This is a genomic window from Pseudomonas sp. G5(2012) (genome assembly GCF_000408945.1).
Taxonomy (GTDB): Bacteria; Pseudomonadota; Gammaproteobacteria; order Pseudomonadales; family Pseudomonadaceae; genus Aquipseudomonas; species Aquipseudomonas umsongensis.
This window is the reverse complement of record NZ_APIO01000138.1, coordinates 1-16,660: the sequence shown is the minus strand read 5'-3', so window position 1 is coordinate 16,660 and position 16,660 is coordinate 1. Positions and strand designations below refer to the sequence as shown.

At 60.2% G+C, this 16,660-nt stretch carries 15 protein-coding genes and 1 pseudogene; 4 read left to right on the top strand and 12 right to left on the bottom strand.

Annotation, left to right across the window (positions count from 1 at the left end; genetic code table 11):
* Positions 1-40 precede the first annotated feature (40 nt).
* Positions 41-904, bottom strand: coding sequence for an MBL fold metallo-hydrolase (locus PG5_RS29895; protein WP_020800820.1), 864 nt, complete (start codon positions 902-904; stop codon positions 41-43).
* A gap of 316 nt (positions 905-1,220) precedes the next feature.
* Here PG5_RS29895 and PG5_RS29890 point away from each other — a divergent pair, with 316 nt between their 5' ends.
* Complete coding sequence (locus PG5_RS29890; RefSeq protein WP_020800819.1) at positions 1,221-2,543, top strand: DUF1329 domain-containing protein; 1,323 nt, start codon at positions 1,221-1,223, stop codon at positions 2,541-2,543.
* 19 nt (positions 2,544-2,562) lie between these two features.
* Here the strand turns inward: PG5_RS29890 and PG5_RS29885 are convergent, their stop codons facing one another.
* The 7 genes from PG5_RS29885 to PG5_RS29855 all read right to left on the bottom strand — a co-directional run bounded on the left by PG5_RS29885 (position 2,563) and on the right by PG5_RS29855 (position 8,232).
* Positions 2,563-3,474, bottom strand: coding sequence for a transporter (locus PG5_RS29885; RefSeq protein WP_020800818.1), 912 nt, complete (start codon positions 3,472-3,474; stop codon positions 2,563-2,565).
* Positions 3,475-3,569: 95 nt separating this feature from the next.
* Positions 3,570-4,631 carry an NADH:ubiquinone reductase (Na(+)-transporting) subunit F gene (locus PG5_RS29880; RefSeq protein WP_020800817.1) on the bottom strand — a complete coding sequence of 354 codons (1,062 nt, stop codon included), beginning with the start codon at positions 4,629-4,631 and terminating at the stop codon, positions 3,570-3,572.
* Positions 4,632-4,641: 10 nt separating this feature from the next.
* On the bottom strand, positions 4,642-5,001 hold the full coding sequence (locus tag PG5_RS29875; RefSeq protein ID WP_020800816.1) for a phenol hydroxylase subunit P4: 360 nt from the start codon (positions 4,999-5,001) through the stop codon (positions 4,642-4,644).
* Positions 5,002-5,064: 63 nt separating this feature from the next.
* The gene (locus PG5_RS29870) at positions 5,065-6,621 is read right to left on the bottom strand and encodes an aromatic/alkene/methane monooxygenase hydroxylase/oxygenase subunit alpha (protein ID WP_020800815.1); all 1,557 of its coding nucleotides are present in this window, start codon (positions 6,619-6,621) and stop codon (positions 5,065-5,067) included.
* A gap of 53 nt (positions 6,622-6,674) precedes the next feature.
* Positions 6,675-6,947 (bottom strand): MmoB/DmpM family protein, encoded by a 273-nt coding sequence (locus PG5_RS29865; RefSeq protein ID WP_020800814.1) that lies wholly within the window; start codon positions 6,945-6,947, stop codon positions 6,675-6,677.
* Positions 6,944-7,939, bottom strand: coding sequence for an aromatic/alkene monooxygenase hydroxylase subunit beta (locus PG5_RS29860; RefSeq protein WP_020800813.1), 996 nt, complete (start codon positions 7,937-7,939; stop codon positions 6,944-6,946). Before PG5_RS29860 ends, PG5_RS29865 begins: the two co-directional genes overlap by 4 nt.
* 17 nt (positions 7,940-7,956) lie before the next feature.
* The gene (locus tag PG5_RS29855; protein ID WP_020800812.1) at positions 7,957-8,232 is read right to left on the bottom strand and encodes a phenol hydroxylase subunit; all 276 of its coding nucleotides are present in this window, start codon (positions 8,230-8,232) and stop codon (positions 7,957-7,959) included.
* A gap of 440 nt (positions 8,233-8,672) precedes the next feature.
* On the opposite strand from PG5_RS29855, the gene PG5_RS29850 reads away from it, so the two are divergent.
* Positions 8,673-10,355, top strand: a complete 1,683-nt coding sequence (locus tag PG5_RS29850; RefSeq protein WP_020800811.1) for a sigma-54-dependent Fis family transcriptional regulator — start codon at positions 8,673-8,675, stop codon at positions 10,353-10,355.
* Positions 10,356-10,573: 218 nt separating this feature from the next.
* On the opposite strand, the pseudogene PG5_RS35495 reads toward PG5_RS29850, so the two are convergent.
* A pseudogene (locus tag PG5_RS35495) lies at positions 10,574-10,714 on the bottom strand (dihydrofolate reductase); the annotation flags it as partial.
* A 123-nt stretch (positions 10,715-10,837) separates the two neighbouring features.
* On the opposite strand from PG5_RS35495, the gene yghU reads away from it, so the two are divergent.
* Positions 10,838-11,677 (top strand): glutathione-dependent disulfide-bond oxidoreductase, encoded by an 840-nt coding sequence (gene yghU / locus PG5_RS29845; RefSeq protein WP_020800808.1) that lies wholly within the window; start codon positions 10,838-10,840, stop codon positions 11,675-11,677.
* Between the two features lie 76 nt (positions 11,678-11,753).
* Here yghU and PG5_RS29840 read toward each other — a convergent pair whose 3' ends face one another.
* The 3 genes from PG5_RS29840 to PG5_RS29830 are packed head-to-tail and all read right to left on the bottom strand — an operon-like array spanning position 11,754 to position 15,103.
* The gene (locus tag PG5_RS29840; RefSeq protein ID WP_020800807.1) at positions 11,754-13,514 is read right to left on the bottom strand and encodes a SulP family inorganic anion transporter; all 1,761 of its coding nucleotides are present in this window, start codon (positions 13,512-13,514) and stop codon (positions 11,754-11,756) included.
* A gap of 47 nt (positions 13,515-13,561) precedes the next feature.
* Positions 13,562-14,383, bottom strand: coding sequence for a polyphosphate kinase 2 (gene ppk2, locus PG5_RS29835; protein WP_020800806.1), 822 nt, complete (start codon positions 14,381-14,383; stop codon positions 13,562-13,564).
* 57 nt (positions 14,384-14,440) lie between these two features.
* The gene (locus tag PG5_RS29830; protein WP_020800805.1) at positions 14,441-15,103 is read right to left on the bottom strand and encodes a hypothetical protein; all 663 of its coding nucleotides are present in this window, start codon (positions 15,101-15,103) and stop codon (positions 14,441-14,443) included.
* A 206-nt stretch (positions 15,104-15,309) separates the two neighbouring features.
* On the opposite strand from PG5_RS29830, the gene PG5_RS29825 reads away from it, so the two are divergent.
* A complete protein-coding gene (locus PG5_RS29825; protein WP_020800804.1) occupies positions 15,310-16,584 on the top strand; it encodes a flavohemoglobin expression-modulating QEGLA motif protein in 1,275 nt (424 codons plus the stop codon).
* The last annotated feature ends 76 nt before the right edge of the window (positions 16,585-16,660 follow it).

The following is a 16,660-nucleotide window of genomic DNA, read 5'->3' as shown; positions in this document are numbered from 1 at the left end:
TGGACGTTTTTCGCGAGCAGACCTCCTGCAAGGGCATGCATCAACACGAGAAACGGCTCAACGTGGTGTACGTATCAAACGCCTGGTAACGCGAATGTCGATCACGCATGATCTTGATCATCGCAATCTGCGGATCACTGGAGAACACCAGGCGCCCGCCGCTGGCCACCAGGTGGTCCAACAGCCGTTCTTTCTCGCCCACCAACCCTTCGGGATTGCGATCGTTGGCCGTCGTTACGTCCAGGCGCAACCAATGGGTACCGGGAATCAGGTCGCCGGCAAACACCACCGGCCCGCCGGGCATGGCGATTTCCGGGATCAATTGTCCGGGGGTGTAGCCATCGCTGAAGTGAAACTGCCAACCGTCGCCGAGCTCTTTGCAGCGCGCGTCATCGACCAGCACCAGCCGCCCACTGCCTTGCAGCCTGCGCACGATCTGGCGGACGAATAAAGCGCGATCATGGGGATGGTTGTGAAGCGCACGGGACCAGTGACGCTCTCCGGTAATGTAATGCGCAGCAGGAAACAGCAAGCGCGGCGTATTGCCCTCCTCGATCGCCGCACTCAGTTCGGGAGTCAGTTGCGCGTGCAGATGCGTCAGCACCACCGCACTGATATCGCCTTCAGCCAGCCCCTGTTGCGCCAGGCTGTCGAGCAATCCCGGCGGATGTTTCTGACAGCTGCAGGTCCGTCGCAGCGGCGCCAGCAAGGCGCTGGCACCGGCCAGCACCAGGATATTCTTGCCCCCTTGCTGCACCAGCAGGCCCCGCGAGGCCAGGTCCACCAGGTTGTCCTGGTCGGGCTTGATCCATTCAGCCCATAACTGCCGCGGCGTATTACCGAACATCACGCCACCATCAAGCTTGCGACTGCTACCGGCCAGAGTGGATAAACAACGGTTCACGACAGACACCTCTTCGAATTCGCCCCAACTTTGCAGAACGTGCGGGTTTTATGAGGCCTGAAGGATAATCCGCCTTCACGTCCACGCCCCCACCCGTGTGGAGTGGGGCCCGGACGGATCACTGGCCAACACATTCCACATCCTCGCCGAAGCTCTACCCCTGTCATCAATAGCCAAGTATCTGTCGTCAAATGCGAAGCACCCCTCAATCGCAGGTCTTCTAATAGCGCTACAAACTCTGGCAATTGAGCCGACGGATGTGACCGTGGCCTCTGAGTCACGAGTTGCCTGGTCCGCCTGGCAGGAGAATAACAAGATGAAATTGGTGAAAAGTCTTCTGGCAGCCATCCCCCTCATGGGGCTGGTCATCGATGCCCACGCCTATGTATCGAGCCAGGAAGCCGCCCGGCTGGGCACCAGCCTGACGGGAGTGGGTGCCGAACAGGCCGGCAATGCCGACGGTTCCATTCCGCCCTACAGCGGTGGCCTGACCACGGCCCCCGCCAGTTTCAAGGCCGGCGACAGCATGCGCCCCGACCCCTTTGCCCACGAAAAACCGCTGCTGGTGATCAACGGCAAGAACGTCGATGCGTACAAAGGCATGCTGACCGCCACCACTGTCGCGTTGGCCAAGCGCTACCCTGGCTTTCGAGTCGATGTGTATCCGACCCACCGCACCGCATCGTTGCCACAGGCGGTGCTGGACAACAGTCGCAAGAATGCCACCAACGCCAGGTCCCTCGACGGCGGAACCGCCATCGACAATGTGATGCCCGGCGTGCCGTTCCCGATCCCGCAGTCCGGTGCCGAAGCGATGTGGAATTTCCTGTTGCGCTACCAGGGCGTCAACATCCATTCCAAGTACGACTCCTGGAGCGTCGACACGGCGGGCGTGCCGAGCCTGGCGGTCACCGGCGAAGCGTACGTGTCCTTCCCGATCTACGAGAACATGTCGAAGCCGTTCAGCAGCTCGGACATCTATTATCAGTTGAAACTGTCCTACACCGGGCCTGCGCGCCGAGCCGGCGAGTCGATCATGCTCAAGAACGCCACCAATGCCACGGAGTTTCCTGGCCGCGCCTGGCAGTACATGCCGGCCCAGCGCCGGGTCAAGCAGATTTCGATCCTGGCCTACGACACGCCCAACCCCGGCACCGCCCGTGCGTTGGAGCTGTATGACTGGACGCTGGTCGGCAAACGGGAAATGATCGTGCCGTACAACACTTACAAACTCACCTACGCCCGCGAAGCCAAATCGCTGACCACCCCCAATTTCATTGCCCCGGATTACGTGCGCTGGGAAAAACACCGGGTCTACGTCGTCGAGGGCAATCTCAAGCCCGGTGCCAAGCACATCTACCAGAAGCGCCGCTTTTACCTGGATGAAGATACCTGGGCCGCGGTGGCCTCCGATCAGTACGACACCGATGGCCAGCTGTATCGGGGCTCCTTCGCCTTCTTCAGCCAGAGCTATGACCAGCAGGTTCCCGATGCCACCCCGTTCATGACGTACGACCTGTCGCGTGGCACCTACAACATCAATGGCGTGGTCGGCCCCCACGGTGGCATCCGCTACATCGAACCGCTGTCGACGGCGCAGTGGGCGCCAGAGTCCATGGCGGTGAGCGGTATTCGCTAGGGGCGGCGATGGAGACCGATCAAAAAGGGACGGTCAATTTCATCCAGTAGGCATTACCTTCCGCGCGGTTGCGAACCTGGGTTTCCTGCTCCCACTTGGCGGTCAGAAACCAGCCTTTATCGCTCGTATATTTCACCGACGGGCCAATCGCTAGCGCCCTGCCTTTGTTGTCCTTGACCCGTTCACCGTCCTGCCGGTCATCGGTGGTCTGGTGAACGATGTAACCGCCCACGCCCACCACCCAGCCATTGCCCAGGCCCCAACCCACTGCGTAATCGGCATGCAGTTCCGAGCCGGAACGGTAGTCGGTCGCGGGGTTGCGGCGGTTGAAGTCATACATGATTTTCGCGTCGACGTTCAGGCCATTGGGGTCGACGTAAGACACCGCCACCACGGGTTCGACTACCCAGTAATTGCGTCCGATGTTGGCCAGGTCATCGCGATCGTATTCACCCGACGGCGCAATGAAATCCACGGCGACAATACTGTGTAGCTTCTCACTGTGATGGAAACCGAGCGCCGGCCCGAAGATGATGTCGCCCAATCCCTGTTTGCTCTGGGACTGACCATTGAGCTCAACCTTGAGGTCTACCAGCGGCACGATGGCGTGGAAAGCCAGGTTGCCACCAAGCACCTGCTGCTCGGTGACCCAGATCAGTCGTGGTGCAATGGAGTTGGCCCGGACGCGGAAGTCCACAGGCACTTTGTCACCCCGATTGTCGCGCAGCGAGTCGGCTTCGTAGTGGCCGACATAGAACTGCGAATACAAGCCCGGCGGTGGCATGGCACCGGACATGTAGTTTTCCGCCCCCATCGGGTAGGAAGATCCACCGTTTTCGGTGGCCAGCGCCCCGCCACTGACCACCGCCAGCAGGCTCACTGCGGCACGGCACAGGCAATTGCCACGCTTGTTACGCGGTACGGCTTTCATAGGTTGATGACCCTTTTGTTGTTTTTATAGTCAGCCGAAACCCTGCCGACCTTCGGGAGGTCAGCAGCGTCCGGCGTTGTGTGTTGCGGGTAAACTCAGATGCGTTTGAACAACGCTGAGCGAGTGCTTTCGCTGGCGCCATCGGCGGCGCTGTAGAAGCGCTCCATGAAGATGTCGCGCTCGAACAGCCGCCCTTGCATCAGGCAAGTAATGGCCGAATCGATCATCACCGGTGGCCCGCACAGGTAGGCTTTACGCGTACTGAAGCGGCCCTCGAAATGCTCCTTCGCGGCGTCATGCACGTAGCCTTTGAACCCCGTCCAATCGACATCGTCCTCTGCCTGGCTGAGCGCGGGTACGTAGGTGAAATTGGCGTAGTCGCGCTGCAATGCCTCGAACAGTTCCTGGTTGTAGAGCTCCGCGCGATTGCGCGCCCCCTGGAACAGCACGATCTGGCGCGTATCCCCTGCCTCCAGCAGATCGAGAATCATCGATTGAGGGCTGGATAATCCCGAGCCGCCCGCGATGAAAATCAAGTCACCGCTTTGCGAGGTGCGTACAAAAAACTGCCCGTACGGCCCGGACAATTCCACCCTGTCTCCGACCTTCAGTTCATCGTGAATCCTGCCGGTCACCCGCCCGCCCTCGACCCGACGCACGTGCAGTTCCACTTCGTCGGCGCGACTTGGCGGGTTGGCCAGCGAAAACGCGCGAGTACCGTCAACGCCAGGCAATTGCAGGTTGATGTACTGCCCGGCCTGGAACGCCATGGATCGATCGAGCTTGAGGTGCACGCCCTTGATGGTCGGCGACAAGTCCACCAGCGCACTGACCACTGCGCGGAAGTCCTCGACCGGGTGCCCGAGAAAATCCGGGTCGGCGTCGATATCCGCTTCGATCACCATGTCGCTTTGCGGAATGGCGCAACACGCCAGGACCTTGCCTTCGTCACGCTCGATATCCATCAGTGCAAAGGAAGACGCCGCTCCCAGATCCGCTTCGCCTTCAAGGACCTGGATCTTGCAGGTGGCGCAGGTGCCATGTCCGCAGGCGAAGGGCAGCCAGACGCCCTGGCGCAACGCTGCCTGGAGGATGGTCTGGCCCTCCTCCACTTCGATTGTTTCGCCCGTAGGCTCGATGGTTACTTGGTAGCTCATCACCGTGTCCTCAGTTGAAGGTGCCGGCAATGCCGTTCAAGCCCGGAGTAGCGAGGTGCAGCAGGCTTTTATGGTCGATGCCGTTATCGATCAGGCTTGCCGCATTGTCGGGTGTGAACGGTTGATCGTTCAGGCGCCATAGCGCCTGGCTGAAGTCAACCTGCTTGGCATCCGGGTGCTGGGAAATCGAGGGCTTGACCACCTGCTCGATGAAGTCAGCGAACGGCATTGCCGGTGGCAGCGGGAAAGTGAACGGGGCGCAAAACATCAGGTGTTTTTCCCAGCACAGGTACACCAGTTGCAGGCCATGGAAGTTTTCCTGGCGATCCAGGGGTTGGGCCTCATAGGCACCGATGGAGGTCACGGGCATGATTTTTTCCTTCCTGTCAGGTGGGTTTGAAGCAGACCAGCAGGCCCGCTTCGGCGCAGGGCGTCAGCCGGTCTTGAGCAGATCCGGGTCGACGGGATTGGCCGGCGCACTGTGACGATCATTGGGGTGCCAGTCCTGCCAGCGCCGATGCTCGGTGGAGCCCAGGTATTCAAAGTTGTCCTGGCCGGGTTCGATGTTGTAGTAGTCGCGCACCACCGACTCGACATCCGCGCCACCGCAGTTGCCTTGCAGAATCTGATGCACCGGCAACCAGGCCTGGATGTACTTGGTCGGCTCGTACTGGAAAATGTCGCAGCAGCCCTGGGAACAGAAGTGATAACGCTCGCCTTCGTGCTCGGTGCTGCGATGGCTGAGTGTGGTCTGGTCATCCGGCTCGCCAAACGACAGCGGGATCTGGCAGATCTGGCACAACATCGGCAGGGTCGGGTTGTAGAAACGCTCGCCCTTCTCCTGGAGCGCGCGCCAGTGCTCAAACCGTGGGCGGTAGATCTTGTCGAAGGTGTCCGGGTACTTGGACGAGAGCCAGTCCAGTTCCTCGTCGGTTGGCATCCAGGTATGGAAGTTGGTCGCCTGGCTGTACTGGTAGAAAATCGACCAGGCCTGGTGGCTGACATGATCCTTGGCGATGTTGGCCTCTTCCACATGCTTGGGCGGGCGAATGCCGTAGCGCTCCAGGTCCTTGAACAATGCCCCGCCCGCCTCTTCGAAATACACGCCCCAGGCTTCGGACCAGGACATCACCTTGTTGGGCAGCATGTAGTCCATCATCATCCCGACCAGCGTCAGCAAGCGGTAACCACGCCAGAACCACTTGTCGATCCAGCGCTGGATGATCGGCACATTGTCTTCGTGTTGCTCGAGCAAAAACTTGATGACCTCAAGGCCCAGGGTCATGTGGCGGGCCTCATCCGATTGTGCGGAGAAGCCGAAGGTCACGGTGGCCATGTCGCCGTTGAACGCGGCGCCGGACATGAAAGGAACGAACAGCAGATTGGTCAGCACGTACTCGAACGAAAACGAGATGGCCGTGAGGAACTCGAACGGCCCCGCCGTCCGCGCGTCCTCGAAGAACGACTTGGGCACCGAGAGGAACCACACGCGGTCATGCATATGGGCGAAATCATGCAAACCGTTGAAGTGCTTGTTGTAGTGGCTCATTGCATGAATCTGGGTCTGTACGTGGCGCAGTTCGTCGATAGCCTGCATCTGGCAGGCAATTCGTGCACCGGCGCCACTGAACTGTCGTCCAACCCGTGCGAACCCTTGGTAGGCCTGATATTCCAGCGGTGTCACACCGGACAGGAACAGCTTCAGCGCGTTGACGTAGCGGGCGTCCGACAGCGTGGTATGCCCATTGTTCTGCGAGAAGGCGTCGAAGATCGCGTAGAGTTTTTTCTCTTTCTCAGCCTGGTATTTCCAGTAGGTATCCATGGTCAAGCGGAACGGATCTTCCCACTTGTCCCAATCGGTGATCTTGATGCCTTCGAAACGTTCGTGCGGGTAGATGTCCTCGTGGGTCTGGTAGCTGGGCTCCCAGTCGAGGTCACGGGTCATGCAGCGGTATTTTTCTTTGGCATTAAGGCGTTTTTTCACGGCCATGATGGCGCTCCCGTATTCTTGTAATGGATCAAACCCTGGCTTGAAACCGGCGGTCAGTTGTTCCAGTGGAGGGAGAAGCTGTCGTCCTCTTCCACGACATTGCCGCCGAGGGTGATGACGTACATCAGCATTTCCTGGATGTCCCAGGGGCTGCCGGTCAGTTGCTCGACTGTCTCGCGATGGATATCCAGGCGGCCCCTGGCCTCAATGCGGATCATCGACGGTTGGTGCTGAATCTCGGCATGCGGGTTGTCCTGGACGATCGCGTCGACAATCGAGCGCGCGTAGTCGGTGTCCTGCAGGTTGATGTAGACGAGGGAAGTCATGGGCGGGCTCCTGTCAGGCCGATTTTCTTCAGGCGTGCGCTGAACTCGGTGCACACGGTATCCAGCGCGGACGTATCGAGAGTCAGGGCCGCCAGGGGCTCGAGTGCCTCCACGCAACGGGCACTCCAATGATCGACCCAGCCTTGCACCAGGTCCTTGTTGGCCGGGCTTTCGTTGATAACAGTCTTGAGCAGCCCGTCGACCCAGCGTTGGCTTTCGGCGAACCACAGGCGCATGAACTCGGTGAGCATGCCGACCTGGCCGGCACCATTGGCCGAGAGTTGTTCGTCGAGCTTGTGGAACAGCAGCGGGTACACCAGGCCATCGCTGACCAGGTTTTGCGCCAGGGTCAATTCGAACCAGTCGCGAACCACCAGGGTGTCTTCGACGTAGCGGCGAAGCCCTTGCCATGCCGGGTCGCCGAGCCACTGTTGCTTGGCCTCGGCCAGCAGCAATACGTCGCCGTCATCGAGCATCAGGCCGATCCGTGAGAGGTACTGGGCGATGCCCAGGCGATCCATGGCCTGGAACATGTGCATTTGCGTGACGCTCGTGCCGAACCCGTCGGCGGCGATGCTGCTGTTGTTCATGTTGGCGCCCATCTCGGCGTGCCGAAGCGGCAACAACAGCCTGCTGATCAACTGCACATTGCGCGCGGACAGCCCGGCAAGCATGTCGCGCTTTTCGCAGAACGCGTAATCATGCTCGGCATTTTCCTGCATCTTGGCCCGGGCCTGGACGTAGGCGCCGTAGTAGTACTGGCGAGGGTCGCTGACGGCATACCAGTCAGCCATCACCACCGCAGTGCGGGTGGCGTCATTGAGCAGTTTGTCCGGTTGCCACAACGGCCGGTAATGAAAATTGGTCGCCGACTCCAGGTCGAAACTCGCCTCCTGATATCGGCTGGCAACCTTGTCGCCAAAGCGGCGACGGGTATGGCTGAAGGTGTTGCGGATCGTCTCGACGGTCGTCGTCTTGATCTCGACACTCATGGTGTGGACTCCTGTAATTATTGTTGGGGGGCCTGGTCACCTGCGGCGCCGCGGGTTTCGCCGTAGCGCCACTTGTGCGCATCGGCGTCGAGGGCCTGGGACATTTGCGCGTCCATGTGCTGAACGTGGTGGGTTTCACAAAATTGCCTGAATGCCTGATGCGGCAGTACAAGCTCGACGTACAGGTCGGGAAAGCCGATGGCGAAATCGAACTCGACAAAGGCAGCGTCTGGCTCGCTGCGCACACGGACGTAGCGCGGCATTTGATCGAAGGTGCTGCCAGATGGGTTCATGCTCGGAAACTCCCTTGTTGTTATGCAGGGATGCAGAGCAACATGAGTGCCAGCGCAACAGCTGGAATCTTAAATAAAGAATAAACCTAATAAAAACAGATGGTTACATAGATCGCAGTAGGCCCTGCAGGGTGCAAGTATTCGCATGCGGAGATCTGTCGACATGGACGAATTGATGATTTGATCAATCCAGGGCAGGCGGTTCGAGCAAATGAACAAACGTCGCTGCAAAGGCCGTAACCGCTCCGGATCAGTCGTGATGTCGACCCAAGACCCGGCGCTCAGTCGGTGAATATCCATTTGACTTTCAATTGAAATTCGGGACGTTCTATATAGGAATTTTCATCGCTTTTTCTGACACGGTCCCTCGGTCACGCCCCAGCCTGGGTGCAAGGAGCCCTGTTATCCCCACAAACAAAAAGACATAGGGGTTTGTTGTCATGACCATGAAATACCGGGCCTCCGAGCATTCCGCACAGCTCAAGGACCTGACCGACCGCGTGCACTTCCTCGGCGGCGAAGGAAAAATCTGGCTCGATGAGCAACGCATGATGCTGATGCAGGTTTCAGCGATGGCATCGTTTCGTCGGGAGCTGATCGAGATGATCGGCGCAGAACGAGCAAAGGGCTTTTTCCTTCGCCTGGGTTACCAGTCCGGGCTCAAGGACGCGGAGCTGGCCCGAAAGCTGCGACCCAATGCCAGTGACATCGATATGTTCCTGATCGGACCCCAACTGCACTCGCTCAAGGGCATGGTCAAGGTGCATCCTTTGAAGATGGACATCGATATCGAGGCCGGAACCTTTTATGCCGACATCGAGTGGATAGACTCTTTCGAAGTGGAAAACCATCAGAGTGAACAACTGCATTCCGATCAGCCGATTTGCTGGATGCTCCTGGGCTACGCAATCAGCTACTCATCGTTTTTCATCGGCCGGCAGATCATTTACAAAGAGGTCAGTTGCCGGGGATGCGGGGACACAATGTGTCGGATTATCGGCAAACCTGCCGAGGAATGGGAGGATGCCGACACGTTCATGCGCTACTTCCAGAGTGATTCAATCATCGACGAATTGCACACCCTGCAGATACAAGTCGAGAACATGAACCAGCGCCTGCAGCTGGGTGCTGGGCAGTTTTATGGCATCGGTCGGTCGGCGATCTACCGCAAGACCTGCGACCTGATCGACAAAGTCGCCCCAGGCAAGGCTTCAGTCCTGCTACTGGGTGAAACCGGCGTCGGCAAGGAAGTCATCGCGCGCAGTCTGCATTTGCGCAGCGAGCGCGCTGGCGGTCCTTTCATAGCCCTGAACTGCGCAGCCATCTCGCCAGACCTGATTGAAGCGGAGCTGTTTGGCGTCGAAAAAGGCGCTTACACCGGCGCTCAACAAGCGCGCATGGGTCGCTTCGAACGCGCACATGGCGGCACCTTGTTTCTCGATGAAATCATCGAACTGACGCCTCGTGCCCAGGCCAGCCTGCTACGGGTGTTGCAGGAGGGTGAGCTGGAACGGGTGGGCGATAACCAGACGCGCACTGTCGATGTGCGCGTCATCGGTGCTACGCATGAGGATCTCGCGCAGGCGGTGAAGGAAGGACGTTTCCGTGCCGACCTTTATTACCGATTGAACGTCTACCCGGTGCGGGTTCCTGCGTTGCGCGAGCGTCGCGAAGACATCCCGCTGTTGATTGAGCACTTCCTTGAAAAGCTGCATCAAAGCTATCAGAAAAAAACCCTCGGCCTTTCCGATCGCGCCAGCGAGGCCTGTTTGCGCTACGACTGGCCAGGCAATATCCGTGAGCTGCAAAATCTCATCGAACGTGGCGTGATCATCACAGACAGCAATCAGAGCATTTCCGTGGAGGCACTGTTCCCGCACCAGTCCGACGAGGCCTACAGTATTGGCCTGTCGAGCGAAGGTGCTTTGATCAGCCAGAAGCTGGCGCCCACCGATGAGTGGGTGGGCCGCCTGCTCGATCTTGGAGTGAGCCTTGAAGCCATGGAAGAGCAACTCCTGCAAGGTGCCATGGAACGCGCCGGGCAGAACGTTTCGGAAGCAGCGCGCCTGCTCGGAATGACGCGACCGGCACTGGCTTACCGGCTGAAAAAGAAGCCGGATTGAGGCCTGGCCTTCAAGCGCACGGGTCTCCACTGGCGCTTAAAGGCTTGAGCGTGTCACTGCGCAGCACTGTCCCTAATCAACGGGATATCGATGAGCGGGTGTACATCACCTACACCCGCGAGTCGTTCTGATCAGGCCTTCTCCTTCAACGAGCCGTCGCCGGGAGCACGTTGCGGTCACTGCCGTTCCACCTCTTCAAAAGATCCCGTGCGCGCCTCGCCGCTGGTGTCTTCATCAGGCCCGCCGGGTGCTTGAATGACGCCATCGAGGCTGATGAAAGCGGCAACGATAAGCTTGCGCATACTCTTCTCCTGATTCGCCCTCGTGAAAGTTCCTGCCCTGGGAACATCGAACCAGATGCATTCCCTGAACCCTGGTCGAATGGACCTCTGCGAAATCGACAGCAGTTGCTCGAAGCGCCCCGGCGACATACTGTTTTACCCCAGGTCAACGTCATCACAACGAACTATGGGGTCCATCACGTGAGCAAAGCGTCTTATGTTCCTCCCAAGGTCTGGAAAAACAACGCGCCCTCTGGCGGCGAGTTTGCCAATATCAACCGCCCTGTTGCCGGCCCGACCCATGACAAGACACTGCCGACAGGCAAGCATCCGTTGCAACTGTATTCGCTGGCGACGCCCAATGGCGTAAAAGTGACGATCATGCTCGAGGAGCTATTGGCGCTTGGGCATACCGGTGCCGAATACGACGCCTGGCTGATACGCATCAGCGAGGGCGAACAGTTTTCCAGCGGCTTTGTCGAGATCAACCCGAACTCGAAGATCCCGGCGTTGCTGGATCGCAGCGTCGAGCCGCCGCTGCGCGTGTTCGAATCCGGTTCGATCCTGCTCTACCTGGCGGAAAAGTTCGGCGCCTTCCTGCCCACCGATCTCGCGGGACGCACCGAAACCCTGAACTGGCTGTTCTGGCAAATGGGTTCGGCGCCTTACCTGGGCGGCGGCTTCGGGCACTTCTACGCCTATGCGCCGGAGAAGCTCGAATACCCGATCAACCGCTTCACGATGGAGACCAAGCGGCAACTGGATGTCCTCGACCGCCGACTTGCGCAAAGCCCCTACCTGGCCGGTGACCGCTACACCATCGCCGACATCGCGGTCTGGCCCTGGTACGGCCAGTTGGTGCGCAACAACGTGTATTCGGCTGCCGAATTTCTATCCGCCCACCAATACACCCACGTGCAAAGATGGGCGCAAGAAATCGCCAATCGACCGGCGGTCATCCGCGGTCAGCGTGTAAATCGGACGTGGGGGGATGAGGCGAGCCAGGTGCCTGAACGGCATCAGGCTGCTGATCTGGGCTGAAGGACCGCATACGTCCGGCGTTCACAGCGCCGGGCGACAAGAGCGGCGCCCGTTACTTCCCCTTCCAACCCGCCAGCTATTGCTCGGGGTGCATCGCCAGATAGTTGTCGACTGCAGCCCCTATCGTGGGAAAAAACGCCGATTCGCCAAACCTTGCGAAAAGCCCGAAGCGCTTGAGTTTGTCCTTGACCGGGTCCTTCATCTCTGCCACGCACAACTTGATGCCCGCCGCGTGCAGGGTGTCGTCGAGCTCTGCCAACATGTCGGCCGAGGTCACGTCGACACTGGTGACCGGCTCCGCCGCCACGACCAACCAGCGCACCGGCGTGGGCGAGGCCGCCACGGCGTTCAGCACGCGTTCGTTGAACAGTTCGGCGTTGGCGAAAAACAATGGCGCATCCCATCGAAACAAGACCAGACCGGGGATCAGGTGCGCGTTCGGATAACGCTGGATGTCGTGGTAGCCCTTGACCCCCTCGGCTTGCCCCAGCACTGCGGAGTACGGCCGCCAGCCATCCCACAGGAACTCGATAACGGCGATCACGATAGCCAGGGCGATACCCTCGATCGCCCCGAACACGGCGACGCCAATGGTGCAGGCGATCGACAGCCAGAACTCCCAGCGCTGGATACGATAAATGCGTCGCAGGTCGGTAACTTCGATCAAGCCAATGGCCGAGGCGATCACCACGGCTGCCAGTGCGCTGTTGGGCAGGTTTTCCAGCAGGTTCGGCGCCACCATCAACAGCACTGCGACCGCCAGTGCGCCGACCACGCCGGTCAACTGGGTCTTGGCGCCGGCGGCTTCGGCCACGGGCGTGCGTGAAGAACTGCTGCTGATGGGAAAACCCTGGAAAAACCCCGCCGCCAGATTGGCAAAGCCCAGCCCCGCCATCTCCTGGTTCGGGTTGACATAGGTACGGGTGCGCGCCGCGTAGACCCGCGAGAGCACGCTGGTGTCGGCAAACGAAACAAGGGCGACGGCGCAACCGCCGATAATCACCGGGACCAGGTCGTCGCGGGTGATCCAGGGGATCGCGAACGCTGGTAAACCTTGGGGAAGCGCACCGAGGACCGCCACACCCGCGCCCTTGGCCAGGCCCAGCACACCAACGGCAATGGTCGCGCCTGCCACGGCGATGAGGATGCCCGGGATACGCTTGTGGCCTTTGAGCAGCAGGATCACCGCCAGCGTGGCGGCGCCCACCAGGAAAGTGGTCCAGTTGGCCTTGCCCTCCATCACCCCGGTGGTGATCGCCCACAGGTTTCTGAACGGACCGTCGGACTCGATCGAAAAACCGAAGATTTTCGGCAATTGACTGATCAACACCGTGATGGCGATGCCGTTCATGTAGCCGTAACGGATCGGTTTGGACAGCAGCTCGGTAATGAAGCCCAGGCGTGCGATGCCCGCCAGGATGCACACGGCGCCCGACACGATCGCCATCATGCTCGCCAGGGCAACCGCGCGATGAGGGTCGCCGCCCGACAGTGGCAAGACGACGGCAAGGATCACTGCCGCCAGCGAGGAATCCGGCCCCAGCACCAGGATCCGGCTGGGGCCGAACAGTGCATAAGCGATGAGCGGAACGATGGTCGCGTACAGGCCATAGATGCCGGGCACGCCTGACGCCACGGCGTAGGCGATGCCGACGGGCACCAGCATGGTGGTGAGCACCAGGCCGGCCATGATGTCATGGCGCAACCAGGCTATCTGGTACTCTCGCAGCGTAACAAGCCCGGGGAGCCAACGGCTCCAGCCGTTGCCGACGCCGCTATCGCGAGGTGCAATGCGACCCGGTTCCGGGGTGGGCGGCGAAGTGTCCGATTGGCTCATGGGTCTATGGCCTTTAGTGTCCGGCATAGCGCCGCGGAAGGTGCCTCTCAGAATTTTTCGGGAATTCGCCGCAGCGGATAATCCGGCTCGCGATAACCGCCAGGCTTCTGCCGCTTGGGTAACACCACCTTCTCGCGTGCGACGTCCTCATAGGGAACACGGCTGAGCAAATCAGAAATGATGTTCAGCCGCGCGCGGCGCTTGTCGTTTGAGTTGGCCACCAACCAGGGGGCGTGCTCGGTGTCGGTCGCCTGGAACATGTCGTCACGGGCTCGCGAGTAGTCATACCAACGGCTGTAGGATTTGAGATCCATGGGGGTAAGCTTCCAGATTTTGCGCCCATCCTTGATACGCTCTTCCAGCCGTCGGGTCTGTTCCTCAGGACTGACTTCCAGCCAATACTTAAGCAAAATAATGCCCGAATCGACAATCGCCCGCTCCACGTTGGGCACCGTTTTCAGAAACCGTGCAACCTGCTCCTTAGTGCAGAACCCCATCACCCGCTCCACGCCCGCACGGTTGTACCAACTGCGATCGAAGATCACCACTTCGCCAGCTGCCGGCAGGTGCGGCAGGTAGCGCTGGACATACATCTGGCTTTTTTCCCGATCAGTCGGTGCCGGTAGCGCCACCACGCGAAACACCCGCGGGCTCACACGCTCGGTCAGTGCCTTGATGGTCCCGCCCTTGCCGGCGCCGTCGCGCCCCTCGAAGACAATGCAGATCTTGATGCCCTTGGCTTTTACCCATTCCTGCAATTTGACCAACTCGACGTGCAGCAGGCGCAGTTGCTCAAGGTAATCGCTGTTCTTCAGCTTCAGGCTTTGTGCGGGATAACCCTTAGCGGCTTTCTTTTTGTCCTTTGCCATGACCAAGACCTCAGGAAAACAGGTTGTCGACAGGTACGCAGTGTGATTGCTGGCTGCTCAGCCACCGAGTGCAATGATCGCGACGATCAGCACGGCACCGGTGACCGCCATCGCAACGCCGCCAACCCAGGGTTTTGCGCCGGCATAGCGCGCCAGTATCCAACCGGCGAGGAACAGCACCACCAGCCCGACCAGGTTGGACAGGCGTACGGCAAGCGCTGTCTGGTCGAGCAACAGAAACGGCACCACGAGGGGAAATGTCGATGCCACCACCAACAGGAACACCCCGACCGCGCCCCTGATGTCGTCCCAGGTAAGGCGTGGCTGCACCGACGTGTTGGCAAATTTGACCAAGCGCAGACGCAGCGACTCCAGCTCTTCGGGACCGGCCGCGGCGACGAGACGTGGTGGCAGTGCATCGGCAATCAGCGCTTGCCCGGTCGCCGCATCCGCTCCGCCGCTCAGGGCGGTGAACAGCGTACGTTTGCGCGTGCGCTCGATCAGGCTGCGCAGTAAATACATCACTGCGTCGGCAAGCCCCCAGGCCAGGTTGCAACCCAGCGCTGCGAACATCATCGTGCGTTCCGCCTCCTGGCCAGATGTTGCCACGCTGATGGTTCCGGTGAAGGTCATTGCCATGAGCAGGCCAAAGATCACTTCAGTCACGCGATCGACCGGATCAAGTACCCGTGCCCGCTTTTGCTCTGCTGTACCTTGCATGCAGTCATCCTCGCACGGCCGCATCCACGTGAGGCCCTTTGAGACAGGCCACGGCAGCGGTCTTTTATCACTGGGCAGTTTCAACAAATTTTCAGTGTAGTTTGAAAAGCTTGTTTCGCTGGCGATTCAGACTGCACCGTCGCACCGCGAGGCCTCAGCACCGACTAAGCTTTTACAATTGAACCTGATTGCCCATGGAGATGTGCGTGAGCAGCGCTCCCCTGTCCGAACTCGATGCCGCCCTGCCCGGTCTGGTGCGCAAGATCCGCGTGCTGGATGCCTTGGCCTGGCCGGAGGGGGTCGAGGAAGATTTCCTGGCGCGCTGGCGCGCCGGACAAGCGCAATTGCCCAAGGTCGAGTTGCGCCCGCGTGATCACGGCGCCGACATTTGTGCGCTCGAAGCCTTTATCGGTCGCTGCGATGAGGGGCATCCAGCCGGGCGCCACCTGGCCATGACCGCGCGCAGCTATGCCACGGCCGGGCACATGCTCGGTGCCATAGGCACGCCCGCCTTTACCCAGTATTCGTCAGCCTTGTATCGGCGTCCGGACTTCTACTATCCGAGCCTGAACCTGAGCATGCTGGACGCGGCCTACTTCTTCCTCAAGACCACCGACGCCCTTCTGGGCGGAGCGCGGATTCCTCCGAGCCCCGCTGAGATCCCGGCCGAGGCCTTCGCCGCCTGGATGCAACCGGAACTGGACCGTTTCTTCGGCCCGGGCCGGATCACAGTGGTGCTCGATCCGACCCTGGCCGCCAAGGCCATTGCCGGGGCGAGCCGCATTCGCCTGCGGGCCAGCGCACTGTTTTCGCAACTGGACAAGAACCAGCTGTTGCAGCACGAGGCTTTCGTGCATGTCGCCACGGCGCAGAACGGCGCGTTGCAATCAAACCTCAAGAGTCTTGGCCTGGGAGCACCGCGTACCACCCAGACCCAGGAAGGTATCGCCACCCTCGCCGAGCTGTTCACCGGCAGCATGGACATCAACCGCCTGCGTCGCCTCGCCTTGCGTGTGCTCGCGGTGCAACAGGCGCTCGATGGCGCCGATTTCATCCAGGTGTTCGAAGGTTTTCTTGCTGCCGGCCAGACCCAGGAGGAATCCTTCCGCTCGACCCAGCGGGTATTTCGCGGTGCGGATCTGCACGGCGGTTCGGCGTTCACCAAGGATGCGGCCTACCTGACCGGCTTGCTTGGCGTGCACACCTTGCTGCGCATCGCGATCCGCGACAACCGACCGGAACTGGTCGGCTATCTGTTCGCCGGGCGCCTGAGCCTGGGGGACACCGTACGCCTGGCCCCGCTCTTCGAGTCCGGTTGGCTCCAGGGGCCAGTCCATCTGCCGGCCTGGGCCTCGGACCTGCGCCTGCTCGCCGCCAATCTGGCCTTCTCTGCTTTCATCTCGAGGATCAAGCTGGATGTGCTCGACCTGGACGTGCTCATGGCCTTCGCCGATGCGCATGAAGCCGATGCCAGTGCCTAGGAAGGTAGGACCTGTAGGAGCGAGCATGCTCGCGATGGTGGCACAACCACCGCGGGGAGTTGATCGTTCCCACGCT